At 30.1% G+C, this 26,388-nt stretch carries 21 protein-coding genes; 16 read left to right on the top strand and 5 right to left on the bottom strand.

The annotated features are described in order from the left end of the window. Nucleotides 1-23 precede the first annotated feature (23 nt). Together RH99_RS06805 and RH99_RS06800 are read left to right on the top strand one after the other, a co-directional pair. Entirely contained in the window at nucleotides 24-617 is a 594-nt protein-coding gene (locus tag RH99_RS06805) for a cell division protein ZapA (RefSeq protein ID WP_010235726.1), read from the top strand. A gap of 503 nt (nucleotides 618-1,120) precedes the next feature. Further along, nucleotides 1,121-1,732, top strand: coding sequence for a DUF4489 domain-containing protein (locus tag RH99_RS06800; RefSeq protein WP_010235724.1), 612 nt, complete (start codon nucleotides 1,121-1,123; stop codon nucleotides 1,730-1,732). Nucleotides 1,733-2,244: 512 nt separating this feature from the next. Here RH99_RS06800 and RH99_RS06795 read toward each other — a convergent pair. From RH99_RS06795 to RH99_RS06785, 3 genes are all read right to left on the bottom strand, one after another. Next, nucleotides 2,245-2,508: a hypothetical protein gene (locus tag RH99_RS06795; protein ID WP_010235722.1), complete on the bottom strand. Its 264-nt coding sequence runs from the start codon at nucleotides 2,506-2,508 to the stop codon at nucleotides 2,245-2,247. Between the two features lie 107 nt (nucleotides 2,509-2,615). Beyond that, nucleotides 2,616-3,191, bottom strand: a complete 576-nt coding sequence (locus RH99_RS06790) for a DUF4489 domain-containing protein (protein ID WP_010235720.1) — start codon at nucleotides 3,189-3,191, stop codon at nucleotides 2,616-2,618. A 270-nt stretch (nucleotides 3,192-3,461) separates the two neighbouring features. Then, complete coding sequence (locus RH99_RS06785) at nucleotides 3,462-4,253, bottom strand: hypothetical protein (RefSeq protein ID WP_010235718.1); 792 nt, start codon at nucleotides 4,251-4,253, stop codon at nucleotides 3,462-3,464. A 173-nt stretch (nucleotides 4,254-4,426) separates the two neighbouring features. Between RH99_RS06785 and RH99_RS06780 the strand changes: the two genes are divergently transcribed. Then, nucleotides 4,427-5,953, top strand: coding sequence for a hypothetical protein (locus tag RH99_RS06780; RefSeq protein ID WP_010235716.1), 1,527 nt, complete (start codon nucleotides 4,427-4,429; stop codon nucleotides 5,951-5,953). A gap of 183 nt (nucleotides 5,954-6,136) precedes the next feature. Then, on the top strand, nucleotides 6,137-7,285 hold the full coding sequence (locus RH99_RS06775; RefSeq protein ID WP_010235714.1) for an aminotransferase class V-fold PLP-dependent enzyme: 1,149 nt from the start codon (nucleotides 6,137-6,139) through the stop codon (nucleotides 7,283-7,285). Between the two features lie 114 nt (nucleotides 7,286-7,399). Here the strand turns inward: RH99_RS06775 and RH99_RS06770 are convergent, their stop codons facing one another. Next, nucleotides 7,400-7,684: a putative Se/S carrier protein gene (locus RH99_RS06770; RefSeq protein WP_010235712.1), complete on the bottom strand. Its 285-nt coding sequence runs from the start codon at nucleotides 7,682-7,684 to the stop codon at nucleotides 7,400-7,402. A gap of 279 nt (nucleotides 7,685-7,963) precedes the next feature. Here RH99_RS06770 and RH99_RS06765 point away from each other — a divergent pair, with 279 nt between their 5' ends. The 3 genes from RH99_RS06765 (at nucleotide 7,964) to RH99_RS06755 (ending at nucleotide 13,251) form a co-directional block, all read left to right on the top strand. Continuing rightward, nucleotides 7,964-10,303, top strand: coding sequence for a U32 family peptidase (locus RH99_RS06765; RefSeq protein WP_010235709.1), 2,340 nt, complete (start codon nucleotides 7,964-7,966; stop codon nucleotides 10,301-10,303). 2 nt (nucleotides 10,304-10,305) lie between these two features. Beyond that, nucleotides 10,306-12,672, top strand: coding sequence for an endonuclease MutS2 (locus RH99_RS06760; RefSeq protein ID WP_010235707.1), 2,367 nt, complete (start codon nucleotides 10,306-10,308; stop codon nucleotides 12,670-12,672). A gap of 135 nt (nucleotides 12,673-12,807) precedes the next feature. After that, nucleotides 12,808-13,251, top strand: a complete 444-nt coding sequence (locus tag RH99_RS06755) for a 2-thiouracil desulfurase family protein (RefSeq protein ID WP_026038424.1) — start codon at nucleotides 12,808-12,810, stop codon at nucleotides 13,249-13,251. Nucleotides 13,252-13,451: 200 nt separating this feature from the next. Here the strand turns inward: RH99_RS06755 and RH99_RS06750 are convergent, their stop codons facing one another. Continuing rightward, complete coding sequence (locus tag RH99_RS06750) at nucleotides 13,452-14,915, bottom strand: aminotransferase class I/II-fold pyridoxal phosphate-dependent enzyme (RefSeq protein WP_010235700.1); 1,464 nt, start codon at nucleotides 14,913-14,915, stop codon at nucleotides 13,452-13,454. 209 nt (nucleotides 14,916-15,124) lie between these two features. On the opposite strand from RH99_RS06750, the gene RH99_RS06745 reads away from it, so the two are divergent. The 9 genes from RH99_RS06745 to RH99_RS06705 all read left to right on the top strand — a co-directional run bounded on the left by RH99_RS06745 (nucleotide 15,125) and on the right by RH99_RS06705 (nucleotide 26,329). Next, nucleotides 15,125-15,742 carry a 50S ribosomal protein L25 gene (locus RH99_RS06745; protein WP_010235698.1) on the top strand — a complete coding sequence of 206 codons (618 nt, stop codon included), beginning with the start codon at nucleotides 15,125-15,127 and terminating at the stop codon, nucleotides 15,740-15,742. 309 nt (nucleotides 15,743-16,051) lie between these two features. Further along, nucleotides 16,052-17,785, top strand: coding sequence for a phospho-sugar mutase (locus RH99_RS06740; protein WP_010235696.1), 1,734 nt, complete (start codon nucleotides 16,052-16,054; stop codon nucleotides 17,783-17,785). A 132-nt stretch (nucleotides 17,786-17,917) separates the two neighbouring features. Continuing rightward, nucleotides 17,918-18,988: a tetratricopeptide repeat protein gene (locus RH99_RS06735; protein WP_010235694.1), complete on the top strand. Its 1,071-nt coding sequence runs from the start codon at nucleotides 17,918-17,920 to the stop codon at nucleotides 18,986-18,988. A 342-nt stretch (nucleotides 18,989-19,330) separates the two neighbouring features. After that, nucleotides 19,331-20,236, top strand: coding sequence for a UTP--glucose-1-phosphate uridylyltransferase GalU (gene galU / locus RH99_RS06730; protein WP_010235692.1), 906 nt, complete (start codon nucleotides 19,331-19,333; stop codon nucleotides 20,234-20,236). A 185-nt stretch (nucleotides 20,237-20,421) separates the two neighbouring features. Continuing rightward, nucleotides 20,422-22,017, top strand: coding sequence for a glucosaminidase domain-containing protein (locus RH99_RS06725; RefSeq protein WP_010235689.1), 1,596 nt, complete (start codon nucleotides 20,422-20,424; stop codon nucleotides 22,015-22,017). 327 nt (nucleotides 22,018-22,344) lie between these two features. Beyond that, complete coding sequence (gene rfbA / locus RH99_RS06720) at nucleotides 22,345-23,211, top strand: glucose-1-phosphate thymidylyltransferase RfbA (RefSeq protein WP_010235687.1); 867 nt, start codon at nucleotides 22,345-22,347, stop codon at nucleotides 23,209-23,211. A 22-nt stretch (nucleotides 23,212-23,233) separates the two neighbouring features. Then, a complete protein-coding gene (rfbB, locus tag RH99_RS06715; RefSeq protein ID WP_010235683.1) occupies nucleotides 23,234-24,289 on the top strand; it encodes a dTDP-glucose 4,6-dehydratase in 1,056 nt (351 codons plus the stop codon). A 12-nt stretch (nucleotides 24,290-24,301) separates the two neighbouring features. After that, nucleotides 24,302-24,859: a dTDP-4-dehydrorhamnose 3,5-epimerase gene (gene rfbC, locus RH99_RS06710; protein ID WP_010235680.1), complete on the top strand. Its 558-nt coding sequence runs from the start codon at nucleotides 24,302-24,304 to the stop codon at nucleotides 24,857-24,859. 84 nt (nucleotides 24,860-24,943) lie between these two features. Next, nucleotides 24,944-26,329, top strand: coding sequence for a sugar transferase (locus RH99_RS06705; RefSeq protein WP_010235678.1), 1,386 nt, complete (start codon nucleotides 24,944-24,946; stop codon nucleotides 26,327-26,329). The last annotated feature ends 59 nt before the right edge of the window (nucleotides 26,330-26,388 follow it).

The raw sequence follows: 26,388 nt of genomic DNA, 5'->3' as shown, positions 1-26,388 counted from the left end.
GATGAATCTAAGAGGGTGTTAACATGAGTTCCGTCACTGTAAGAGTTAATAATAAGGAATACAAATTAAAAGGCGACGAAAGAGAAGAATATTTACACACAGTTGCTACTTATGTGGATAAGAAAATTAAAAACATTATGGAAAATAATTCGAAATTAAGTACAGCGGAAGCATCTATTTTAACGGCCATGAATTTAGCTGATGATTTATTTAAAGCCGGACATTATAATGAAAAACTTTCTGATGAAATCGAGAAATTAAAAAATAATAAAAAAGATGATAATGTTAAGATAGAAGAACTTAAGGACGAACTTACTAGAATAAATGCAGAAAAAGAACAACTTCTAGTAAAATTAGAAGAACTTAAATCCAATGATGACTCAAATAAAAAGGACAAGCAAATAGAAGAATTAAGTGCAGAACTGAAGTTAAAAAAAGAAAATAATAAAAAGTACATAGATGATGTTAATCGTTTAAAAGCTGATAATAAGCAGCTTAAATTTAATCTTCAAACTGCAAAGTATAAGATGATAGATTTAGAAAATAAATATTTAGAAGGTCAGATTGATTTAGCAAAAAGTAAAAAAGAAGTTGTAAAACATATTAATAAAAAGTAAAAAAGAATGTGCTGTGTCACATTCTTTTTTTGTCTAAATATTATCTGATGGAATAAAAATAGTTAAAGGACTTAAATATGAGATAGTTAAATGTGAATCTAAAAAAGAATATGATAAATGCAAACTAGATATCTGTAAAAATGAAACTTTAGTAAAATTCACAGCTACACTTAGACTTTCAAAGTGTCCTGAGTTTAGGTGCGAATCTGATAATTGTTATAAACCAGAGTAAAATTTTAATAAAATAACAAATGATTTAGCCCCTGGATTTTTCAGGGAATTAATAAAGCTGTACTGATTGGTGGCATAGCATTGGCTACAGAATATAATGGTGTTGATTTTGTTCTTGTAACAAATTTAAAAATATAACATATTATATTATTAGGAATTTAGTCTAAAATTACTTTAAAGCGTACTTCATTAAGTAATAAATTGGGAACGTACATAGATTTACACAAATCTATGTACGTTCCCAATTATTTATTAAATGAGGAGGCATATGTATGAATTCTATGCACTGGGATCGATATGGTAAAAACCGTCCTGATCACCAACATGATGACTGTAAATGTGAAGAATATCATCATAGATGTTATGATAATTGTCAACAAAGTTGTCATTCTCATCCTTATCATTATGATGGAAATTGCTGCAATAATTTCTCAAGATGTAACAATGGTAACCTAGGTCCATTAGCTATTACACTTGCTGCACCTACTTTAAGTCAAATGTTAAATCTCACTATAGCTAATATCACTACTAACATCTGTGATTCACACTTTTCATCTCATGCAATAAATTTTAATGGAACTTTAATAATACAGTCCACTGTAGTACCAGCTAATGCCACATTAGTTTTTACTCTATTTAAGATTTGCAGCGGAAATGGATTTCGTCAGCCTATAAGTACTTTTACTTCTACAAGCAGTTTAGTCACTGCAAATGTTCCACAAACTCAAAGTTTAAACTTTCAGGCTTCATCTTGCTTATCTTCTTGTGATAGCTGCTGCACCTACTATTTAGAGTTAACAACTGTTTCAGCTAATATTGCTACCACTTTAAATTTTTCAATATCAGGTATGATCTGTGTACAACCTTCCCAAGGTTGTTGCTAAAAAATAGATAAAATTGGTTATCTTAATGTAGAAATTATTTTCTATTTTAGGACAACCTTTTTTTTAACAGGAGCAATAATTTGATAGACTTTCCGTATGCTATGACTTAATAAATTCTTCTTTGAATTACAATAGGATGTAGAAAGTTATTTAGTATTATTTAAAATAGATGTTTTAAACAATACATAAGAAAAACTGGAAATATAGGGTAAGTATATATTTCCAGTTTAATCTTTTTAAATATACAAAGCTTTGATTTATCTTAGGTTGAGGGCTATGGGGACTGACACCATAGCCGAAATTGAAAACGAAGTGGACAATTTCGGCTTGCTAATAATAATTTATACCTTAATATTGTAAAACTCGAGGATTGCATCCTCGAGTTTAAATAATTTATTATGCTGCAGTTTATTAATAAAATATTATTTATTAAATTCTTTCATCATTATATTAGAAAGTGAATTGATTTTTATTAACTGAATTGATTTGTCATATCTACAGTTATTATTGCATTATTGTTTATTCTTGAGTTTGTCTTTTGAAAATTTTGTATTTGCTTTAAAAAGAGCTTTTGCTTCTTTTAACTTCTTCTTTTCATCTTCAAGAGATTGTTTATATGGGTCTGTTTTAGTTTCTTTTTTTAAATTTTTCTTCGTGTTTTCTTTTTTTATTTTCTTTTTTTTCTCTTTTAAGCTAAGCTTTTCTTCTTTAGAATCAAATTTTTCGTCAGAGTTAGATTCTGACTCTAAAATTTTATTTTCCGTTTCTTTTTCCAAATTTGGCACCTCCAGTACTAAAATAAGGTGAAATTATAAAAATCAGCGAAGGGTAAATTTACTTATGAATAAGACCCCACTGAGGAGGTCTCATCATACTTACTATTCTAGCAACACTTTGAATCTATAGCTAGTGCACAAATTGTACCATTAACCGAATAATCTATCTCTAAATCATCTGACTCAGGGGAAACACTAGTTAATTCAAGTGTATAGGTGCAGCAATCTTCACATTGGTTATCACATTGTGCGTATACGAAATTTAGTCCAATACTATCTCTATAGCTTGCTGGAGCAAATGGAACGATAAAGGACTTTAGAGCTTCACGAGCTTTACCTTTGCAAGTTCTATATAAGGTAAAGTTGAAGGTGTAAGAATAGCTATAATCATCAGTATTAATATCTAAACTCCCATTAAAATCTACTTTAAGTGTTGGATTGCATAAACAATTGGTGTCAATTGTAACGCTAGCAATAGGTTGATTTACAAACATAGTACTAGAGTCATCAGTCTGCCATATAAGATGGCTAGGTCCAAAAGAACCAGCATTACATTTTAAAACAGCTGAAGTGTGTTTGTGTTCTTTCTCTTTCTTGTGATCATCGTAATCATCTTTTTTTCTATTTTTGCAAGGTTCGCAATCGTCATCATAATAATCATCTTTTCTTGACCATGAATTCATAAATAAAATCCTCCTTTGGATTATATAAATTAAAGTAAAAAGTAGTTTATTAACAATTAATTTTTATAATTTTGTCATTAGTTTCTACTATAATATATGAATTTTTTTTGAAATAGTGATGATAAAACTTAGTCCAGCTTAGAAATATATCAATATATGGAATCGTTGTTATCAACACCTTTATGAGTACTATTTTAGTAAAGTTATATCATTCATTTATTCTAGTAGAAACTTTAATTATTATGAAAGTTATGAAGAACAGTGAGATTTTTAATCTTCACTGTCATCCTCATCTTCATCATCCTCATCCTCATCTCTATCTTTGAATAGTGGTCTCAAGTTTTGATCTGGATAGAATTTAGGAACTGGAGCTCTGTCAAATATCTCACATGGTTTTTCTTCTGGTTCTTCTTCACATGGTTCTTCTGGAACTGGGCAGTAGTCGTAAGCTGGTATTAAAAGTTGTACAATGAGTTCACATTTTACAACAATGTAGTAACCTAATGTAATATCTAATACAGGCTTTCCATCACAGTCTTCAGTTAGTTGACCATCTAAAGCATCTGCAACCATTTCAAGTTTTATAATATTTGAATCCAAATCTTTAGCATGAATAGAAGATACAAAACTAGCAGAAACTTCAGCTATGGAATCAGGACAATAGAATTTTCCAATAACATCTGTTCTATTAATTTCATAGAATTCAGTTCTGTTTACACCTTTGCAATCAATGTAATCTGCATAGAAAGAAATAACATAGGAAATAACAATTTTTTTAAAACCTTCTTTTCCTTTGATTGGGAACTTATCTACTGATAAAAGCTTTATATTGAAATCTCTACTTCCAATATACCTCTTAGGATCAGTAAGTGGATCGCTTCTTAATTCACAATCTGTTTTCTTTGTATCGGGTCCTTCACAATATACAAGACATCTTTTAATTAAACATTGATCAAATACTTTAGGGATTTCAACGCAAACTAATTCAGAAGGATCAGGTAAACGTCCTTGTTTATTTACAAGTCCAGGACGTGGAACAAATTTATTAAAGTTAATGGACATAAATTCTCCTCCTTATAAAAATTCTAATAAATGTAAAATTATCTAGTGCTCACAATACATACTATTCAAAGTGCCCAAAATTGTGATATTAAAAGTTCTAAAAATTTATTTATTAGTTGAGATGTGCATAATAGTTTTTTAGTGAAAATATAATTTACAAAGGGGGAATGGGCATGAATAGTGTATATCCTTGGCTATATTTAGATAATAGAAATAATACCTGGAAATTTTGGATAGATGACAATGGAGAATTACTCTACAATATTATGTATGAACAGGGAAAATGGACTAAAGAGAATATAATTGATAAGGATGTACTTGAATTTACTGTTTATATTCAAGAAGGTGAGAAAGTTCATATTGTATATAGTAATTATAATGGAGAATTAAAATACTGTACCATGAGAAATAAGCAGTGGCTAGGTAGAACTCTTTATCATAGTGAGAATGCCAAGTTTCAAATACAACATTTAAAAGTACAGATTATAGAAAAAGATATGCATGTTTTCTATATGCTTATATCTAGCGATGGTAGAGATCATGGTGTGCTTATGCATTGTAAATGGAATGGAAAGGAAACTAGTGTCAGTACCTTACAGGATATTATATTGATACCAGATTTAGAAGAATATTATATGATCACTTTAAGAGGAACAGATAACTTAGACATGGTATTTATTACTGATGAGGGAAATGAGGCATCTGTATACTATTGCAATCTTCAGAAAAATCAATGGACACCTTTAAAAAGACTTTATGGTATACAAGGAGAAAATATCACCTTTCAAATTTTAAGTGATGAAACCGAAATAAATATACTTAATAGATCTGTGGAAGATAATGTATATATCCTAGATCATGTTAGTATGGACATAAATGGAGTCATTCAAGGCTTCAGAGTTTATGATAGTAGTAATAAATTGCTGGAACCCATATTATTTGTTGAAAAGAACATATTATATTCCTGCTGGTTAGAGCAAGGTGGAATTTTTTATTCTATTTTTGATGGTGAAAAGTGGGGAAATGCAGTGTGCATTGAAAGTGGAAATGAAATTTTATCACAAAGATATAATGCTTACATTTTTAATAAGAAAAATAATTCCATTGATGTAAAAGAGGTATATGGTAATGATGGATTAGATTTACGGCTGTATATTCCAAGTGATTTTGTAAAAGAGATAGATAATTTATCTGAATACAACAATATGAATGAAGATGATTTATCTTTACCTCAATCAGGAGAAAAAATAAAAAACATAAAAGTTGAACTTCAAAGAACAAAGGTTCTTAATAAAAATTTAGATAAGAAGCTTTCTGCATTAATTATGCAATTACAAAAAAAGCAAAGATTTATGGAGGAGTATGAAGAAAGTATTTCTAGAATAGCTAAAGAAAAGAGAAAGGTCGAGGAAAATTATAAAGTATACTTAGAGGTACATGAAAATAATCAAAAAGAACTACAATCAATAAAGCAAAAGCTTTCAGAGGAAACAAATTACAAAACTGAAATTGAAAAGAAACTTAAGGAAAGTGAAGAATATAAAGAGTTTCTCGAAAAACAGGTTGAAAAGTTTGGAAAAGAAAAAGACTTACTAGAGAGAGAAATGGAACAAAAAAGCCAGGAGAATATGAAGCTTCAAGAGGAGCTAGAATCTGAAAAAAACCAATCTATTATGGATCGATTATTGAGAAGAAAATAAGGTGATAAGAAAGATCTGGTCAGACAGGTCTTTTTTGTTGCTAATATGCCTAAGGCATATTCAAATAGGATTACAAAATATACGTCGCATCTTTGACTTGTTATTTATTTTCACATGCCTAATTTTCACTGAATATACTGAAAGAGAGTGTATAAATAATTTTATATTTTAGGGGGATTTTATGTGATATATTTAGATAATGCTGCCACTTCTTTTCCGAAGCCCAGTGAAGTATATGATGAAGTATTAAATTGTATGAAGAATTATGCCGCTAATCCAGGACGTAGTTCTCATGATATGTCTATACAGGCTTCATCAAAAATTGCAGAAACAAGACAAGAGCTAAGTACTCTTTTTAATATAGATTGTCCTTTTGATATAATTTTCACTTGCAATGCTACTGAATCATTAAATATAGCTATAAAAGGTTTGCTTAAAAGAGGTGATCATGCTATAAGTACAGCAATTGAACACAATTCTGTACTTAGACCATTAAATTATTTAAGTAAAGCAGGTGTAGAACTTACTTTGCTTAAGGTTAATATGGAAGGTTTTATTGATATAAATGAATTAGAAAAAAGTATAGAGAAAAACACAAAGGTTATTATAATAAATCACGCATCTAATGTTTTGGGAACTATTCAGGATATAGAGAAAATAGGTTCTATTTGTAAAAAATATGGATTGATATTTATGGTAGATGCATCGCAAAGCGCTGGTGTTGTTCCCATTGATGTGGACAAAGCTAATATAGATTTATTAGCATTTCCGGGGCATAAGGGACTTTTAGGGCCTCAGGGAACAGGCGGGCTCTTTATAAGGGATGGAGTTAAATTAGAGCATTTTATTGATGGTGGTACAGGAAGTAATTCAAGTTCCATGGAGCAGCCGGATTTTTTACCAGATAAATTTGAAAGTGGTACTTTAAATACTCCTGGAATTGCAGGTTTATATGAGGGCATAAAATTTATACAAAAGATAGGAATAGAAAACATTCAAAAGCATGAAAAGACACTAACGGAGTATCTTTTAAGTGAATTAAAAAAACTATCTTATGTAAAAATATATGGACTAAAATCAGCTGAAAACAGAGCAGCAGTAGTGTCCATCAATATAGATAATATGGATAGTTCAAAGGTAGGATATATTTTAAACAAAAACAATATAGCAGTTAGAACCGGTTATCATTGTGCTCCCCTTATTCATCGTGTGATTGGAACTGAAAAATACGGAACAGTTAGAATAAGTCCAGGATATTTTAATACAGATAAAGACATTGAAGATTTTATAAATGTAATCAAAGGCATATATAAACAGGATTCATGGAGTTAAAGTTTGAATAAATTACTGAGTGGAATAAAAATTCCACTCAGTTTATATGGGGTCTATAAAGATGAAATACTGTACATTTTCTATGGATATAATTTACAGTACAGTAACTGTAAATTATCCACATATTCGAAAATCTGTTTTTATATAATCATAATCTTTATCATCTTTTATCATTCTGTATACACCATAAATTTTAACTTTATTATTTTTTATCTCAAGTGCAATTTTTTTTCTATCTTTACTTTTAAAAATTATAGATTTACTGCAGCCTGAAACAATTTTAGCAGGAGTTGAAATAAACTCCACATATATATCATTCTTCATAAGTTCATTGTATAGATAGGTTGCTTGGCTATTAGAAGAAATAACCACAATATATTTATCCTCATATACTTTCATCATATCCACTCCTAATTATTTGAAAGCCTTTCTGTAAAATAAAAAAAGTATAGTTTCTCTATATATATTATGTTGTAGTAAATTTAATGTTAGTTATTTATTAAAAATGTAATACGTTAAGTCAGGTTAAATTTTATTTGTGACTAAATATTTTCTCTATTTTTAAATATAAAGATTTTGTTGTATAATATAAGGCAGAATGTTATAGGCATATTAAAATAAATAGTCGTCGCATCTTTGGCTTACTATTTATTTCAATATGCCTGAGGAGAGATGAAAATGAAAAAAATAGAACTACTTGCTCCTTGTGGCAGTATGGAAAGTCTTTATGCAGCAGTACAAAATGGAGCAGATGCAGTTTATTTAGGAGGAAGTAGGTTTTCGGCAAGAGCTTATGCCTTTAATTTTGAGGACGAAAAGATTGTAGAAGCGGTAGATTATTGTCATCTTTATGGAGTTAAAGTATATGTTACTGTAAATACTTTAGTAAAAGACAGTGAAATAAGAGATATATTGGAATATGTAAAATTTCTATATACTATAGGAGTAGATGCTTTAATAATTCAAGATACTGGTCTAGCCTATTTAATAAGAAAGAATTTCCCTGATTTTGAGATACATGGATCCACTCAAATGACTATACATAATGGTGAAGGTGCACAGTATTTTAAGGATTTGGGATTTCATAGGATTGTATTGTCTAGAGAACTAAGTCTTAAGGAAATAGAATTTATTTCTAAGGATTTAAATATAGAAACAGAAATATTTATACATGGAGCACTTTGTGTATGTTATTCAGGTCAATGCCTTATGAGCAGTGTTATTGGAGGAAGAAGTGGAAATAGAGGGAGATGTGCGCAGCCCTGTAGACTACCATATAATCTTATTAATGAAAATAATAAAGAGGAGTTTAAAGGTTATATATTAAGTCCTAAAGATATGTGTACTCTTGATAATATAGAAGAAATAATTAAAAGTGGAACTTCTTCATTGAAAATAGAAGGTAGAATGAAAAAACCTGAATACGTAGCTGGTGTAGTTAGTATATACAGAAAGGCAATTGATAGTGTATACAATAACAGTGAATTTGATTATGAACTAGAAGTTAAAAAGCTCAAGCAGCTTTTTAACAGAGAAGGATTCTCAAAGGCTTATATGTTTGGTAATATTGGCAAGGATATGATGTCTTATTCTTTTCCTAAAAATACAGGACTATTTTTAGGCAGTGTAAATAAGGATTTAACTATAACTCTAGCTGAAGACTTAAATATAAAAGATGGTGTAAGAGTTAAAAATGATGGATTTTCCGTATCAAAAATTTTAATAAATGGATCAGAAATTCAAAGAGCACATAAGGGTGATAGGGTAAAGCTTGTGCCGCATTTCTATGCTGCTTTTGATGAAGTGTATAAAACTTCTGATATGATGTTGTTAGACAATTTATGTAACAGTTTTAGAGATGCCTATGGTAAAAAAATAGACATAGATATTCAGTGTAAGTTTAAAATTGATGAACCTTTTGAAGTCATGTGCCATTATAATGGTAAGGTATTTAAAGTTACTGGAGATACAGTTCAGAAGGCAATAAAGAAACCTCTAGAAAAGATAAAATTAGAAGAAAATTTAATCAAAACGGGTAACACACCTTTTAGAATACAAAATATTGACTTTCTAATTTATGAAGAGGGTTTTTTACCTTTGTCTGCTGTAAATGCGGTAAGGAGAAATTTAACACATGACATTATGGATTATGAATACAAAAAAAGTAAAAGAGTTTTAAGTAAGGGTTTAGATTTTAACAGAGAAGAAAAAACTGATAAATCTATGGAAAAGCTTATGGTATCTGTAGAAAATTTAGAGCAACTTAATACTTGTATAGATTCAGGAGTAAAAGCGGTTATAATTGATTTGTTTCATAGAAAGAATAATATAAGTATAGAAAACATTAATAATGTAGATGTGTACTTAAGAGTGCCAAATATAATTAAAGAAGAATTTAATTTTATATGCAGCGTTATAGATGATAATATTAATAGAATTAAAGGTATTGTTACAGCTAATGCAGGAATTATAAATAGATATAAAAATAACATAGATATAATAGGCGACTACAAGCTAAATTTATTCAATAAATATGCATTGGATTTTTACAGTAAAGATCTTAGTGGAAGCTATATAAGTATAGAACTTAATAGAAATGAGATAATGAATTTAATTAAGAATTCACCTATACTCTGTGGTATGATTATCTATGGAAAGTTTGAGGTTATGGTAAGTGAATATTGTCCTATAGGAAGTACTCTTGGAGGAAAATGCACTCAGTTAAATTGTAATAATAAATGTGATACAGGAGAATTTAAACTTAAAGATAGAATTGGTGAAGAATTCATAGTTAAAACCGATAAATTCTGTAGAAGTCACATATACAATTCGGTACCTTTAAATCTTATTCCTAATTTAAGAGATATAAACAGTATAGGAAATATTAATCACAGAATAGATTTTGTAGATGAGAAAAAAGATGAAGTTATAGAAATTTTAGAGGCTTATAGTAGTGGAAAATTTCAGGATGAAGCAAAAAAGTTTACACGCGGACATTATAAACGAGGAGTTGAATAGTATTGAACGAAAAAGCTTTAAGAGTGCTGGAGTATTATAAAATAAAAGAAAAAATAAAGCAGTTTACACAGACCAGCGCGGCTAAAGATATTATAGATGATCTTAAACCCTATGAAAATATTTTTGAGATGAAGGAGCATTTAGAAGAGACAGAAGAAGCGCTTAGGCTTCTTGGTAAAAAAGGATCTGCACCTTTTGAAGGAGCCTATGATGCAAGGGAAGCAATAAGTAGAGCTGGTAAAGGTTCTACACTTATGCCACTGCAGCTTTTAAAAATAGCTAATATACAAAGATGTGCAAGAAGGTTCAAGGAATATGTAGCACATAATGAGGAAGAAGAGAGTTTTAGAGTAATAGAAGATATATGTGAGGGAATTGTACCCTTAAGAAATCTAGAAAATGCTATATTAAATGCTATTATAGGTGAAGAAGAAATATCAGATAGAGCCAGTACAGAACTTTTTAATATTAGAAAATCACTGAGAGACAAAACAGCATCCGTTAAAAGTAAAGTTAACTCTCTAGTAAGATCTTATTCAAATTTCCTGCAAGAAAATATCTACACTATTAGAGGCGATAGGTATGTTATTCCTGTAAAGGCCGAATACAAGGCACAGGTTCCAGGACTTGTACATGACCAGAGTTCCTCAGGGGCAACTCTATTTATTGAACCCATGGGTCTTGTAAACTTAAATAATGAAATAAAAGAGATCATGCTTAAGGAAAAGGCTGAGATAAATAGAATACTACAAGAATTATCACAGAAAATATATGAAAATATAGTAGTTGTTGAAAATAATGCTAGCATTGTATATGAACTTGATTTTATATTTGCAAAGGCAAAATATGCTAGTGAAATAAATGCCATACGTCCAGGTGTAAATGACAATGGCATAATTGATATAGTCCAAGGAAGACACCCGCTAATAGATCCAGAAAAGGTTGTAGCTATGGATGTATATTTGGGAAGAGAATTTACATCATTAATAGTGACAGGACCTAATACTGGAGGTAAAACAGTTACACTTAAAACTGTAGGACTTCTAGAACTTATGGCTATGAGTGGCATACTTATACCAGCTAGAGAAAACTCAACGGTAAGTTTTTTTAAAGAAGTGTTTGCAGATATTGGAGATGAACAGAGTATTGAACAGAGTTTATCTACTTTTTCCTCTCATATGACTAATATAGTTAATATTATGGGAAAAGCGGATTTAACTTCACTGGTGCTTTTTGATGAACTTGGGGCAGGAACCGACCCTACAGAAGGAGCAGCCCTGGCAGTATCTATTCTTGAAAATTTAAGAGAGAGAAAGACAAAACTTGTAGCTACAACTCACTATAGTGAACTAAAAGCCTATGCTTTAAAAACTGAAGGGGTTGAAAATGCTTCTGTAGAATTTGATGTGGAGACTTTGAGACCTACTTACAGACTTTTAATTGGAATTCCAGGAAAATCAAATGCTTTTGAAATTTCAAAGAGATTAGGGCTTCCGGATTATATAATTGATGAGGCAAGAAAAGGTATTTCTAGTGATACCCTTAAATTTGAAGATTTAATTCAGAGCCTTCAGGAAAAGAGTATAAAGGCTGAAGAAAATGCACGAAAATCAGAAATGTTAAAGATTGAAGCAGAAAAGATTAAGGAAAAATATGAAGAAAAACTATACTCATTAAATTCTTCTAGGGAAAAAGCTTTAAGTGAGGGAAGAAAAGAAGCCAAAGGTATTATTGCTGAGGCCAAAGAAGAAGCAGATGAAATATTAAAGAATATTAGAGAATTAGAGAGAATGGGCTATTCTTCAGAAACCAGAGCGAAGCTTGAAAAAGAAAGAAGAAGGCTTAAAGAAAGTCTTGATAATGTAGAAGAAAACATGTATAAGGATTCCAGCAAGGAAAATGGGCTTACTAGCGTAAAAGAAGGTGAAGAAGTATATATTCCTTCTTTAAATATGAAGGGAATTGTACTCTCACAGCCTGATAACAGAGGAGAAGTACAAATACAAGCTGGCATAATGAAGATAAATGTAAAACTTAAGAATCTCACAAAAGGTAAAGGTGATAATTCTAGAAGCAAAGAAGCAAAAAAGATAAAAAAAAGAGAGGCTAAATTAAACTTAAAGCAAGTGGATTCTTCTATTGACCTAAGAGGAATGGATGGAGAAGAGGCAATGTATAACGTTGATAAATACTTGGACGAAGCTTATCTAGCTGGTCTTAAATCTGTAACAGTTATTCACGGTAAGGGAACTGGAGTTCTTAGAAATGTTATATCTGATATGTTAAAAAGGCAGCATCATGTTAAAAGTTATAGATTAGGTAATTATGGTGAAGGTGGCGCAGGAGTAACTGTAGTGGAGTTAAAGTAAATTTTTATATAAGGCATATTCCAATAAATAACTAGTCAGTATGCTAGCCTATTTTGAATCCTACTGCGTCAGCAGAACCCTTAGATAGTAATTTTAATGTAAAATACTAAACTATTATGTTTTGGGGTGATTTAAGTGTATTTGATTTCTGCATGCTTGTGCGGGGTAAATTGTAAATATAGCGGAGAAAATAATTTAAATGAAAAGGCTTTAAAACTCTTTAACCAGAATGAAGCTATACTTGTTTGTCCAGAGGTACTAGGAGGACTTAGTACTCCTAGAGCTCCTCAAGAAATACTAGGAGGAACTGGAGAAGATGTAATCAATGGTACTGCAAAAGTTATTTCTGAGGATGGACAGGACAGCACAAAAGAATTTATAAAGGGTGCAGAGTTAGTTCTTGATATAGCAAAGAGATGTTCTGTAGATAAAGCTATATTAAAAGCTAAAAGCCCATCTTGTGGATGTAGAGAAATATATGATGGAAGCTTTAGTGGGAAAAAGATTGTGGGAAATGGAGTAACTGCTGAGTTACTGATAAAAAATAATATAAAAGTATATAGTGAAGAAGAAATATAAGTTTATTTATAACTTATAATTATGATTTATCTCTTATTTTTTTAATTTCACACAAACCTATAGACGTTCTCGTGAAATTAGTAATAATTTGAAATAGATATAAAAAAAGCACTATCAAGTTTATTTAGATAAATAAGTTTGGTAGTGTTTTTTAGTTGATTATAGTCACTGCAAAGAAATTTAAATATGTGATAATAAATTTATCGTTTTACTACCTTTATTATTTCAACATCAGGATCTTCTGTTCCCTGAACATAAAGACCAGTAGCTTTTAATCTTCTCACATAATCTACTATTTCTTTAGTTATGATTTCCCCTGGACATAGTACAGGAATTCCTGGTGGATAGGCCATTAAAAACTCTCCACTTACCATTCCTATGCTGTCATTTATAGAAACTGGAACTTTAGTACTATTAAATGCTTCTCTAGGAATCAAAATTTGATCTGGAATAGGGGGAATGTCAATAAAATCAGACTTTTTCTCGCCTTTTCCATAGTACTTTTTACTAATTTCCTTTAAAACTTCTATTAAACGGTCCATATTCTTTTTGGTATCACCAAAAGAACCTACTATTAATACATTATATAAGTCAGATAACTCCATTTGGATATGGTATTGATCTGAAAGAATCATATCTAAATCGTAACCTGTAATGCCTAAATCCCTGCAAGTTATAGTGACCTTTGTGGGATCAAAGGCAAAGATACCATTGTTTTGAAGAATTTCCTTCCCAAAACAATAAAAACCTGGGATTTTATTTATTTCGTCTCGAGCGTAAGTACAGAGATCTATTGCATAATCAAGAAGCTCTTTCCCATGTAAAGCTATTTGCCTTCTGGCACAATCAAGAGATGCCATTAAAATATATGAAGGTGAAGTAGTTTGCATTATATTTAAAATTTGTTGAACTCTATGCATATCAATTCTATCTGAACATACATGTAATAAGGAACACTGAGTAAGGGCACCTATTATCTTATGAGTACTTTGAGCACACATATCTGCACCTGCATTTATAGCAGATATAGGTAATTTATCGTTAAATCCAAGATGTGGTCCATGAGCTTCATCAACGATTAGCGGTATATCATAGCTGTGTACGATCTTTGCAATCTTCTTTATATCCGTAGCAACTCCATAATAAGTTGGGTTAATTATTAAAACAGCTTTTGCATCAGGATTTTCTTTTAGTGTTTCTTCTACAGTTTCTGGTGAAACACCATGGGCTATGCCCACTTCCTTGTCTAGTTCCGGCTGCATATAAACAGGAGTAGCACCACTTAGGATAATACCACCTGTAACTGATTTATGAACATTCCTTGGTATAAGTATCTTATCGTTATTACTCACCACAGACATAATCATAGCTTCTATAGCTCCAGAAGTACCATGCACTGATATAAATGCTGCCTTTGAGCCATAAGCATCTGCAGCTAATTGTTGTGCTTTTTTTATTGGACCAGTAGGATGATGAAGACTATCCACTAACTTGAATACTGTAACATCAATCTTAAAAGGATTTTCACCAATGAATTTTTTAAATTCTTCGTCTACACCTTGGCCCTTTTTATGACCAGGCACGTGAAAGGGAATAGTATCTCTGTCCACATATTCCATTAGTGCATTAAAAAGTGGAGTTTCATTTTGATTAAGTTTATACAACTTTGTATAGCACCTTCTTTCAATAGATACAGTCTAAGCCTTTTAAAATAAGGCTTGGCATAGGTTTTTGAAACAATACTTATTATAGTTTAAACGTTATCCAATTGCAATAAAAATTAATGATAAATGAGAATAATTTTTAAATATCTAATAGATGTATAATTTTCAAAATTCATGTCAATAATACAATAATATCAGGAGGGATAAATATGGAATTAATTAATGCAAATATTAGGAATAAATTTACTAATCATGATGCTAGGAGAGAGAGAAGAAAGGGCTTAGTACCAGGAATACTATACGGAAAAAACATAGAAAATACTTTGTTTGAAATAGGAGAATTAGAGCTACAAAGAGAGATTTCTTCTAATGGTGAACATGGTATTCTCAACATAGATATAGAAGGAAAAAATCATAAAACTCTTATTAAGGAAATACAAAAGGACAGTATAAATCATAAAATTTTACACATTGATCTAGAGGAGTTATCTGGAAATGGTGAATTAGTTACTGAAGTTCCATTAACATTTAATGGAGAAGATGACATAAGAAAAATGGGTGGAATAATTCAAAAGTCTAAAGATACTATAAAAGTAAAATGTGAAGCTGATAATTTACCTAAGACTATTAATGTAGATATATCTACTCTTAATTTCGGTGACTCACTAAGAGTAGCAGATGTAGAAGCTAGCTCTGAAATATCCATTGTAGATGATCTTAAAAGTATAGTTCTTACTATAACATCAGCAAGTGGTGGAGACATACCAGATGATAACGGTGAAGAAGAGGTAGAAGAGGAGGACAATAGTACTCCAAAAAATGAATAAGGCATATGAGAATAAATAGACTAGCATACTGACTAGTTATTTATTTGAATGTGACTAAGTAATTAATACGAAAGAAATTTTATAGTGATTCTTGACATATTAATAAACCCCTCTGTAGTGCTAAGATGGGGTTTATTAATTTTGTATAGAAATCAGGAATTCATAATATGTAATTTAAAATTTTTGATAATATGATTTTACCAATGTTAGGATAATATATACATTTTTTAGAATTGGTTGTAAATATATATGCTATTTTATGGATTTTATAGTATAATAAAAATATTGAATTATAGAGGAGGTACTGTTATGACATTTAAAGAAAACTATGAACATTGGTTAAAATCAGAGTATATTGATGAAAGTACGAAGGAAGAGTTAAGAAGTATAAAAGATGAAAAGGAAATAGAAGATAGATTTTATAGGGATTTAGAATTTGGTACAGGTGGTCTTAGAGGTGTTATAGCCGCAGGAAGTAACAGAATGAATATATATACTATAGGTAAATCTACTCAAGGACTAGCTGATTATTTAAATAAAAATTATACAGGAGAAATTTCTGTTAGTATAGCTTATGATTCAAGAAACATGTCTAAAGAATTTTCTGAAAGAGCAGCATTGGTTTTATGCGCAAATGGAATTACAGTAAATTTATTTGAGTCTTTAAGACCAACACCAATGCTTTCTTATACTGTTAGACATCTAAAAAGTAAAGCTGGAATAGTGGTAACAGCGTCCCACAATCCTAAGCAGTATAACGGTTATAAAGTTTACAATGAAGATGGTGGTCAGGTAACAGATAAGGCAGCTAAAGAAATATTAGATTGTATTAGTTCAATAGATGAATTCAAAAATGTAAAAGTTATGGATTTAGAAAAAGCTAAAGAGTCTAAACTTTTAAATATAATTGGTGAAGAAGTTGATAAAACATATATTGATAAAGTTAAAGCACTTACCATAAGAGATGAATTGGTAAAAAATAATGCCAAAGATATAAAGATAATATACACACCAATACATGGTTCAGGAAATGTACCCGTAAGAAGAGTACTTAAAGAACTTGGATATAATAATGTGTTTGTGGTTAAGGAACAAGAATTGCCAGATGGTAACTTCCCAACTGCTTCTTATCCAAATCCAGAACAGGCTTCAGTATTTGAATTAGCTTTGAATATGGCTAAAGATGTAAATCCTGATGTAATATTTGGTACAGACCCTGATTGTGATAGAATCGGTGTAGTTGTAAAAGATAAACAAGGAAAATATAGAGTGTTAACTGGTAACCAAACAGGTGTACTTTTGACTCATTATGTTGTGTCATCTTTAAAAGAACTTAATAAATTACCTGAAAATGGAGCTGTTATAAAGACCATAGTTACTTCTGAAATGACAAGAAAAATTACAGATGATTTTAATATTAAACTTATAGACGTTCTAACTGGTTTTAAATATATAGGTGAGAAAATAAAAGAATTTGAAAAGACAGGATCCAATACATATTTATTTGGGTTTGAAGAAAGTTATGGATGTTTAGCTGGAACCTTTGTAAGGGATAAAGATGCAGTAATAGGTGCTACTCTTATAAGTGAAATGGCATTATATTATAAGAGCAAGGGATTAAGTCTTTATGATGCATTAATGGATCTCTATGAGAAATATGGGTTCTATAAAGAAAGCTTAGTATCCTTAGAGCTTAAAGGTAAAGAAGGACAAGAAAAAATCCAAAGAGCTATAGAAAATTTAAGAAAGTCTATGACTCCTAGTGTATCCGGAGTAAAGATAATAAAGAAGTTTGATTACAAATTGAGTATAGAAAATGATATAGAAAATAATAAAGAAAGCGAAATAAAACTTCCAAAGTCAAATGTACTTAAATTCATATTGGAAGATGGATCTTGGTTTGTTGTAAGACCATCTGGAACAGAACCGAAAATGAAGGTATATATGGCTACCGTTGGTAAGAATCTTTCTGATGCAGATGAAAAGATGGATAGCTTTAACAAAGCTGTTATGGAAATAATAAACACAGCATGTAATAACTAATATAGAACTTATTAAAGTGGAGGATACAAAAATATCTTCCACTTTAAATTTTCTTTAGATTTTACTATAATATCTATTATAAGGCATCTTTGAATTTTGATATGTCTGACTATTTTATGGGACGGTGAAAGTATGCAAACAAAACTTAATTTTGCAGAGAAAGTATCTAAACTAATTTTTTTAGAATTTAAAAAAGAAAGTATACCAAAAATATTTAAAATACAAGTAAATGAAAACTTATATTTACCAGTAAGACCCTTAAGAGTTGCTGATAAAGTTAAAGCAGGCGAAAAGTTTGAAAAAATACCTGTCTCCTTTTTTATAGAAGGGATGTTCTATGTACTTGGAGGAGATGAGAATTTTAAATTCAATAATATATATATTGATATATTAAATGCTAACAAAGAGGAAGCCGTACAATACATAAAAGGTATAATTTTTGATGAAGTAAAAAGTGGATCTTATGAAGATGCATACTTAATTATTAAAGGTCTTTTAAAAATTGAAAAGAATGAGGAAAACTATGATAAGTTATTTATGATTTTAGAAAAATTAAGAAAAATTGATAAGGCTTTTCAAGAAGAAGAATTAATTATGTTAAGTAAAGCTGAGAAGATAGAAGGTTACTATAAAGCATATTTTAATAAGGCAGTAATTTACTATGAACAAGAAAAATATGAAGATGCTTGGTTTTATATCAATACATATATTGAAAAGAGTCATGACGATTCTACAGAAGTTTTAGAGCTAAAACATGTAATTTCCAATATAAGAGAATATGAAAAGGGTAAGGCACTAGTATACGATAAACCTAAAGATGCATTAATATATCTCATTCCCTTATTGGATGAGTTTTCTAATGATGCTATATTAAACTTTAATATAGCTGTAGCCTATAGGGTACTAGGAAATTATGAAAAAGCTATTTACTATCTAAATGAAGCTGTAGCCATTGATAGCAGTATAGTTGAAGTTATAAATGAACTTGGACTAAATTATGCAGCTCTTAATAATTTTGACGTTGCTATAAAATATCTTAGAAAGGCTTTTGAGGCCACAAAATCTATAGAAGTATGTACTAATTTAGTAATGTGTTATCTTAATAAGGGGGATACTAAGCAGGCAAAATTGCATTATGATATTGCAAAGAAGATTGATCCTAAAGATGAAATAGTAGTTCAATTAAGCAAAGTTATGGAATAATTGCTATAGCATTTAGATACATTCAAATAATATTTATTGGCGAAACTTGAAGGTTTGTATTTAGGCACATTCAAATAAATAACTAGTCAGTATGCTAGTCTATTTTGAATCCCACCGCGTCAACAGAACCCTAAGATAGCTCACTATCTTAGGAACCTATTTCCTTGTTGACTTCAAAATATACGTCGCATCTTTGTCTTGTTATTTATTTTCATATGCCTTAATAAGATTACTTTATTATCTTTTATGATTTATTTTGATATAAATACCTTATAATTGTAAAAGATGTAAAGGCAGTATATAATAATAGTAATAATGATGATGAGTTAGAGGAGAGATTTTATGAAAGTAAAGAAGGCAATTATACCAGCTGCTGGACTTGGAACTAGATTCTTACCAGCCACAAAGGCTCAACCTAAAGAAATGCTTCCAATAGTAGATAAACCAACTATTCAATACATAATCGAAGAGGCTGTTGCTTCTGGAATAGAAGAAATTCTTGTAATAACAGGTAGAAATAAAAGAGCTATAGAAGATCATTTTGATAAATCTGTAGAACTTGAAAAAGAGCTGGAAGATCACGGTAAAGACGAATTGCTAGGTATAGTAAAAGATATATCTAATATGGCCAATATTTATTACATAAGACAAAAAGAGCCTAAGGGCTTAGGTCATGCCATTAACTGTGCAAAAACTTTTGTTGGAAATGAACCTTTTGCTGTTATGCTTGGAGATGATGTAGTTGACAGCAGAGTTCCATGTTTGAAACAGCTTATGGATTGCTATGATGAATATAAAACTACAATTCTTGGAGTACAGAAGGTTCCCCATAAGGATGTATCTAAATATGGTATTGTAGATGCAATGCATATAGAAAACTCGGTTTATAAGGTTAAAAATTTAGTAGAAAAACCAAAGGAAGAGGAAGCACCAACTGATATAGCCATACTTGGAAGATACATAATTACGCCACAAATATTTGATATATTAAATAGTACAGAACCAGGAAAAGGTGGAGAAATACAGCTTACCGATGCTCTGAAAACTCTTATGCAATCAGAAGCTATGTATGCTTATACCTTTGAGGGAAAGAGATATGATGTAGGGGATAAATTGGGCTTTTTAAAGGCTACTGTTGAATTTGCTCTAAAAAGAGAAGAACTTAGAGATTCTTTTATGAAATATCTGTTAACTATAAAAGATAATCCTGATTTTAAGGATTTATATAGTAAAACTATAAATAAATAGAAAAAGTATCTTCATCTCCATATATGTATAAAATTAAGTAATAAAATTAAATAAATTGCTTGTGTCATTTTTATATATAATTGTATAATTGTTTTAATAAAGTTTTATAGTTTAATCTATTTTTTAATTACACTATAAAACTTTTATTTATAATTACGAATATTATAGTGAAAGGAGGTGAAAAAGTGAATTTTACAAAAGATATGAAATTTAGTGTACGTGTATTTATAATGATTAGTAGCTTGTTTTTGGTTTTTAGCTTTTATAATATAGTAAAAGCTGATACCAATAGTGATGTACATATAACATATCAAGGACATGTCCAAAATGTGGGCTGGCAAAACTCCACAAATGATGGACAAGTAGAAGGAACTGTTGGAAAATCTTTGAGATTAGAGGCTTTAAAAATCAGTCTATCTAATGCTGTACCAGGTATGTATATAACATATCAAGCACATGTGCAAAATATAGGATGGATGAATCAAGTTGGTGATTCTAAAGAGGCAGGAACTGTTGGTAAATCTTTAAGACTTGAAGCCATAAAGATTAAATTGAATAATGCACCGGCTAATTATCACGTTAAATATCAAGTGCATGTACAAAACATAGGCTGGATGGATTGGGTTCAAGATGGACAAGTAGCTGGAACTACGGGTAAATCTCTAAGAGCTGAGGCAATTAGAATAAAGATTGTAAAGGATCAGCAAACATCTCAGCAGCAAAATCAAACACAAAATCTACAACCTAGGATTTGTGTAGACACACCTACAAATAATATTGTAATTAAGAATGGGACAAATCAAATACCAGTAGTAGGGTGGGCACTTAATTCTTCAGGGATTAAATCTGTCCAAATAAGTGTAGATGGTGCATACAAAGGAAATGCAAATATAGGATTATCACGACCAGATGTTAATAAAGCTATTCCTGGTTATACAAATGGAGTGAACAGTGGATTTTCTTATAATCTAGATGTTAATCCATTGCAAAATGGTGAGCATACACTAACTATTAATGCTATAGGGAATAATGGTAATACAATAGCTCAAAATATAAAAATAAGTAAATCATTTACTAGTAATCAAGAGAATACTCAATATAATTTATCCATACAGCAAATGGTGGATCTTCAGATTAATAATGGAGAGCCAGTTATGGAGTCAGATGGTAATTGGGTTAATGCAGATAGAAACACAGTTCAACATTATGTTGATACAGCGAATTTTAAAGATTCTTATGGAATTTATGAATTTTTAAGGTTAGATTATATTAACGGTATTACAGTAAATGATCTAAATAATATACTTTCTGGGAAAGGTGTTTTGAGTGGTAAGGGAGCACAATTTCTTGATGCAGCAAAACAGAACAATGTAAATCCTATATATCTTGTTTCACATGCATTACTAGAAACAGGAAATGGATATTCTAGATTGGCCACAGGAATAGAGGTTAGTGGAAAAACTGTATACAATCTATTTGGGATAGGTGCATATGATTCAAATGCAAATTATCATGGATCAATGTATGCATATACTAAAGGATGGTTCAGTGTAGATCAAGCTATATATGGTGGTGCACAGTGGATATCTAGTGATTATATAAATAATAGTAGATATAAACAAAACACACTATATAAGATGAGATGGAATCCAGCATCACCTGCAAATCATCAATATGCAACAGATGTGCGTTGGGCATATAATCAAGTATCTAATATTAAAAGACTTACTGATATGGTTGAAAATCCAACATTAAAATTTGATATACCACAGTATAAATAATTAGAAGAAAGAATAATATTGCTATTGATGTTGATGCATGGTCAATGAATTAAGTTGACAAATATCATGGTTGTTATTCTTGTACATAAAAACAAGGTGAATTATATATGATAAAATTCATCTTGTTTTTTATTTTATCTATTCTTTAATAAATTATATTCATATTGGCCTAATAAAATTGAGTTTACTTTTGATGTCATTATATATTTTTCAATAAATATTAAGAGTATATTAAAGATAATAAAAAATAGACAAATATTTTGCTTTGTTGTATAATAAATTTGTTTGTTTTAACAATTGCTAGGTAAGTAAGGAGGAATTTACATAATGAAGGGAATTATTTTAGCAGGAGGCTCTGGTACTAGGTTATATCCAATAACAAAGGCAGTATCAAAGCAAGTACTTCCTATTTATGATAAACCAATGATATATTATCCATTATCTGTATTGATGTTAGCTGAAATAACAGAAATACTTATAATTTCAACACCAAGAGATATTAGCAGCTTTGAGGAATTGCTTGGAGATGGCAGTCAATTTGGACTTAAATTAAGTTATGCTGTTCAGGATGAGCCTAGAGGACTTGCAGACGCTTTCATTGTAGGAGAAGAATTTATAGGCAATGATAGGGTAGCATTGGTTCTTGGAGATAACGTTTTTTATGGGTATGGATTTACAGAGAGATTAAAAAGAGCAGCAGCAAGAGAAGTTGGATCAACTATATTTGGATATCATGTAAGTAATCCAAGGGCTTTTGGAGTTGTAGAATTTGATGATGATAATAATGTAATTTCTATAGAGGAAAAACCTGAGAATCCAAAATCAAACTACGCAGTACCAGGGTTATATTTTTATGATAATGATGTAGTTGAAATAGCTAAGGGTATAAAACCTTCTGATAGGGGAGAAATAGAAATAACTGCTGTTAACAATGAGTATTTAAGACGTGGTACTCTAAAAGTAGAATTATTTGGAAGAGGAATGGCTTGGCTAGATACAGGAACTCACAGAGGACTTTTGGATGCAGCAAATTTTGTGGAAGCTATTCAGACTAGACAGGGACTTTTTGTGGCTTGTATAGAGGAAATTGCATACAGAAATAAGTTTATAGATAGAGATCAGGTTAGAGAGTTAGCAAAACCACTAATGAAGACAGAATACGGAAAATATTTAGTATCATTAATTGAAGATTGATAGTTATTTAGGAGGCAGAATAATGAAAACATATTTAGTAACTGGTGGAGCTGGATTTATTGGCTCAAATTTTGTACACTACATGTTAAATAAATATAATGATATAAAATTAATTAATATAGACAAGCTTACATATGCTGGTAATTTAGAAAATTTAAAGGAAATAGAAGAAAATCCTAATCATACATTTATTCAAGGGGATATTTGCGACAAAGAAGTTATTGAAAATATCTTTAAAGAAAATGATATAGATTATGTGGTTAACTTTGCAGCTGAATCACATGTAGACAGAAGTATAAGAGAGCCTGAACTCTTTGCTAAAACAAATGTATTAGGTACTGTAAATCTATTGAATATTGCAAAACAATATTGGGAAACTGAAGGTGGATTTAAAGAAGGTAAAAAATATCTTCAAGTGTCAACTGATGAAGTATACGGATCTTTAGGGGAAACTGGGTATTTTACAGAAACAACTCCATTAGATTCTCACAGCCCTTATTCATCCAGTAAAGCTGGTGCAGATTTAATGGTTAAAGCCTATTATGATACTTTTAAAATGCCAATAAATATAACAAGATGTTCAAACAATTATGGTCCTTACCAATTTCCAGAAAAACTAATTCCACTTATAGTAAATAATTGTTTAGGTAAAAGAGATTTACCTATTTATGGTGATGGTTTAAATATTAGAGATTGGTTGTATGTTGAAGATCACTGCAAGGCAATTGATATGGTGATAAACAATGGAAGACTTGGAGAAGTATACAATGTAGGTGGACACAATGAGAGAACAAATATTTATATTGTAAAGACTATAATAGAATATGTTGGTAATAATATAGATAGTACTGTAACAGAAAATTTAATAAAATATGTAGAAGATAGAAAAGGTCATGATAGAAGATATGGAATAGATCCAACTAAGATTAAAGAAGAATTAGGCTGGGAACCAGAAACTACCTTTGAAGTTGGAATTAAGAAGACAATTAAATGGTATTTAGATAACAAACAATGGATGGATAATATAACATCAGGACAATACCAAAACTACTATGAAAAAATGTATGGAAATAACTAAGAGGTGAGTTTAATGGGAAAATTTAATTTTGAGAAAACAGAAATTGAAGGAGTGTACATAATAGAACCTCAGGTTTTTGGAGACAACAGGGGTTATTTTATGGAAACTTATAATTTAGATGAATTTAAAGAAGCAGGACTTAATATGGCTTTTGTACAGGATAATCAATCTAAATCTAAAAAAGGTGTTTTGAGAGGATTGCATTTTCAAAAACAGCATTCTCAAGGAAAACTAGTTAGAGTAATAAGTGGCGAAGTTTTTGATGTAGCAGTAGACTTAAGAAAAGATTCTAAAACTTACGGTAAATGGGTTGGGGTAAAATTAAGTGATGAAAATAAAAAACAATTTTATATCCCAGAAGGTTTTGCTCATGGATTTTTGGTTCTTTCTGAAGAAGCTGAATTTGTTTACAAATGTACAGACTTGTATCATCCAGAATTTGAAGGTGGAATTGCTTGGAATGATCCAGAGGTAGGAATAGAGTGGCCAACTGAGGGAATTGAAGAACTAATATTCTCAGATAAAGATAAAAAGTGGAAAACTTTAAGTGAAAGCAAAATACAATTCTAATTAAAAGTTTTAGGCTATACCATAAGTTTTAAGGTATGCCTTTAATTTTTATTATCACTGATTAACATAAGAGAGGTTGTTTATATGAAGAAAAATGCACCATTGACTAATGTATATGAGTTTTTGTTTACAATTGTAGATATTATACTTGTAATTTTAGCAATATATCTCTCATACATGATTAAGTTTAATTTTAATCCTCCAAGATTCAATTATGAGCCATTTATTATAACTGCACCTTTTACTATAGTAATATATTTAATATTTATGTATGTTTATGGACTGTCAGATTTAATTAAACAATCTATAAGTGAAATTGTTTATTCTGTATTCCTAACAATAATAATGTTATGTATTTCAACTATGGCGGTAACATTTTTCCTAAGGGCATTTTCATATCCAAGAATGGTAATACTGTATAGTTCAATTATTCAAATTGTTCTACTTAGTATATGGAAATCTTTTGTATGGAAAATAAAGAGAACTATGTATGGCAAAAAGGATGTTATTATAATTGGAAGTACAAATGCTGAGCATGTGGCAAAAAAAATATTACTTAAGCAAAATGATCTATATAATATAAAATATATTTGCCATCCAGATGTAAATAAAATAGTTGACTTAATTAACGAAGTAGAGATTGTAATATTATGTGATGATGTTAAAAGTGAGTTTAAGGACTATATACTTGATAAATGTTTAGTTGAACAAAAAAGTATACTTATAGTACCTGCTATGAGTGATTTAGCACTGCTGGGATCAAAACTAAATAAAATTGATGATCTTCCACTACTTAGAGCAAAGCCTTTGTGTTTAACCACAGAAGAAAAAGCTATAAAGAGGGTGTTAGATGTTATTTTAGCTGTAATAGGTATAGTAGTTACCTCTCCATTTATGTTAATTGTAGCTATAATCATAAAGCTATCAGATGGTGGTAATGTACTTTATAGTCAGGAAAGAGTTACTGATGGAGGAAGAAATTTTAACCTTGTAAAATTTAGATCTATGAAAATGAATGCAGAAAAATTATCTGGTCCTGTATTAGCTACGGATAAAGATCCTAGAATTACAAAAGTGGGAAGAATAATCAGGGCTACAAGAATGGATGAATTACCTCAATTACTTAATATATTGAAAGGTGATATGAGTATTGTCGGCCCTAGACCAGAAAGGCCATTTTATGTAGATAAGTTTGAAAGGGAAATACCAGATTATAAATATAGAACAGTAGTAAAAGCTGGTCTAACAGGACTTGCACAAGTTCTTGGTAAATATAATACTACTCCTGAAGATAAGGTTAGATACGATATTATGTATATTAAAAATTATTCTATTTTATTAGATATAAAATTAATATTTCAAACTATTAAGATTATATTTTTGAAAGAGAGTACTGAAGGTGTAAGAGAAGATATATCCCTAGAAGAAATGATTAAAAATAGAGAATTAGATATTAAAATATATAAATAAGTTGAATAAAGATAAATAATAAGTTAATATAAATCTAGTTTGATTTAAATATTACAATT

It is taken from the genome of Clostridium arbusti SL206 (assembly GCF_000246895.1).
Lineage (GTDB): Bacteria > Bacillota > Clostridia > Clostridiales > Clostridiaceae > Clostridium_I > Clostridium_I arbusti.
This window is presented reverse-complemented; position numbering and strand designations above follow the sequence as displayed.

What these genes read in the sequence shown, in the direction of transcription:
- RH99_RS06780 (WP_010235716.1), top strand. Translation starts at nt 4,427, where the DNA reads ATGAATAGTGTATATCCTTGGCTATATTTAGATAATAGAAATAATACC.
- RH99_RS06705 (WP_010235678.1), top strand. Translation starts at nt 24,944, where the DNA reads ATGAAGAAAAATGCACCATTGACTAATGTATATGAGTTTTTGTTTACA.
- RH99_RS06765 (WP_010235709.1), top strand. Translation starts at nt 7,964, where the DNA reads ATGAAAAAAATAGAACTACTTGCTCCTTGTGGCAGTATGGAAAGTCTT.
- rfbA (WP_010235687.1), top strand. Translation starts at nt 22,345, where the DNA reads ATGAAGGGAATTATTTTAGCAGGAGGCTCTGGTACTAGGTTATATCCA.
- RH99_RS06785 (WP_010235718.1), bottom strand. Translation starts at nt 4,253, where the DNA reads ATGTCCATTAACTTTAATAAATTTGTTCCACGTCCTGGACTTGTAAAT.
- RH99_RS06805 (WP_010235726.1), top strand. Translation starts at nt 24, where the DNA reads ATGAGTTCCGTCACTGTAAGAGTTAATAATAAGGAATACAAATTAAAA.
- galU (WP_010235692.1), top strand. Translation starts at nt 19,331, where the DNA reads ATGAAAGTAAAGAAGGCAATTATACCAGCTGCTGGACTTGGAACTAGA.
- RH99_RS06770 (WP_010235712.1), bottom strand. Translation starts at nt 7,684, where the DNA reads ATGAAAGTATATGAGGATAAATATATTGTGGTTATTTCTTCTAATAGC.
- RH99_RS06740 (WP_010235696.1), top strand. Translation starts at nt 16,052, where the DNA reads ATGACATTTAAAGAAAACTATGAACATTGGTTAAAATCAGAGTATATT.
- rfbC (WP_010235680.1), top strand. Translation starts at nt 24,302, where the DNA reads ATGGGAAAATTTAATTTTGAGAAAACAGAAATTGAAGGAGTGTACATA.
- RH99_RS06790 (WP_010235720.1), bottom strand. Translation starts at nt 3,191, where the DNA reads ATGAATTCATGGTCAAGAAAAGATGATTATTATGATGACGATTGCGAA.
- rfbB (WP_010235683.1), top strand. Translation starts at nt 23,234, where the DNA reads ATGAAAACATATTTAGTAACTGGTGGAGCTGGATTTATTGGCTCAAAT.
- RH99_RS06745 (WP_010235698.1), top strand. Translation starts at nt 15,125, where the DNA reads ATGGAATTAATTAATGCAAATATTAGGAATAAATTTACTAATCATGAT.
- RH99_RS06800 (WP_010235724.1), top strand. Translation starts at nt 1,121, where the DNA reads ATGAATTCTATGCACTGGGATCGATATGGTAAAAACCGTCCTGATCAC.
- RH99_RS06735 (WP_010235694.1), top strand. Translation starts at nt 17,918, where the DNA reads ATGCAAACAAAACTTAATTTTGCAGAGAAAGTATCTAAACTAATTTTT.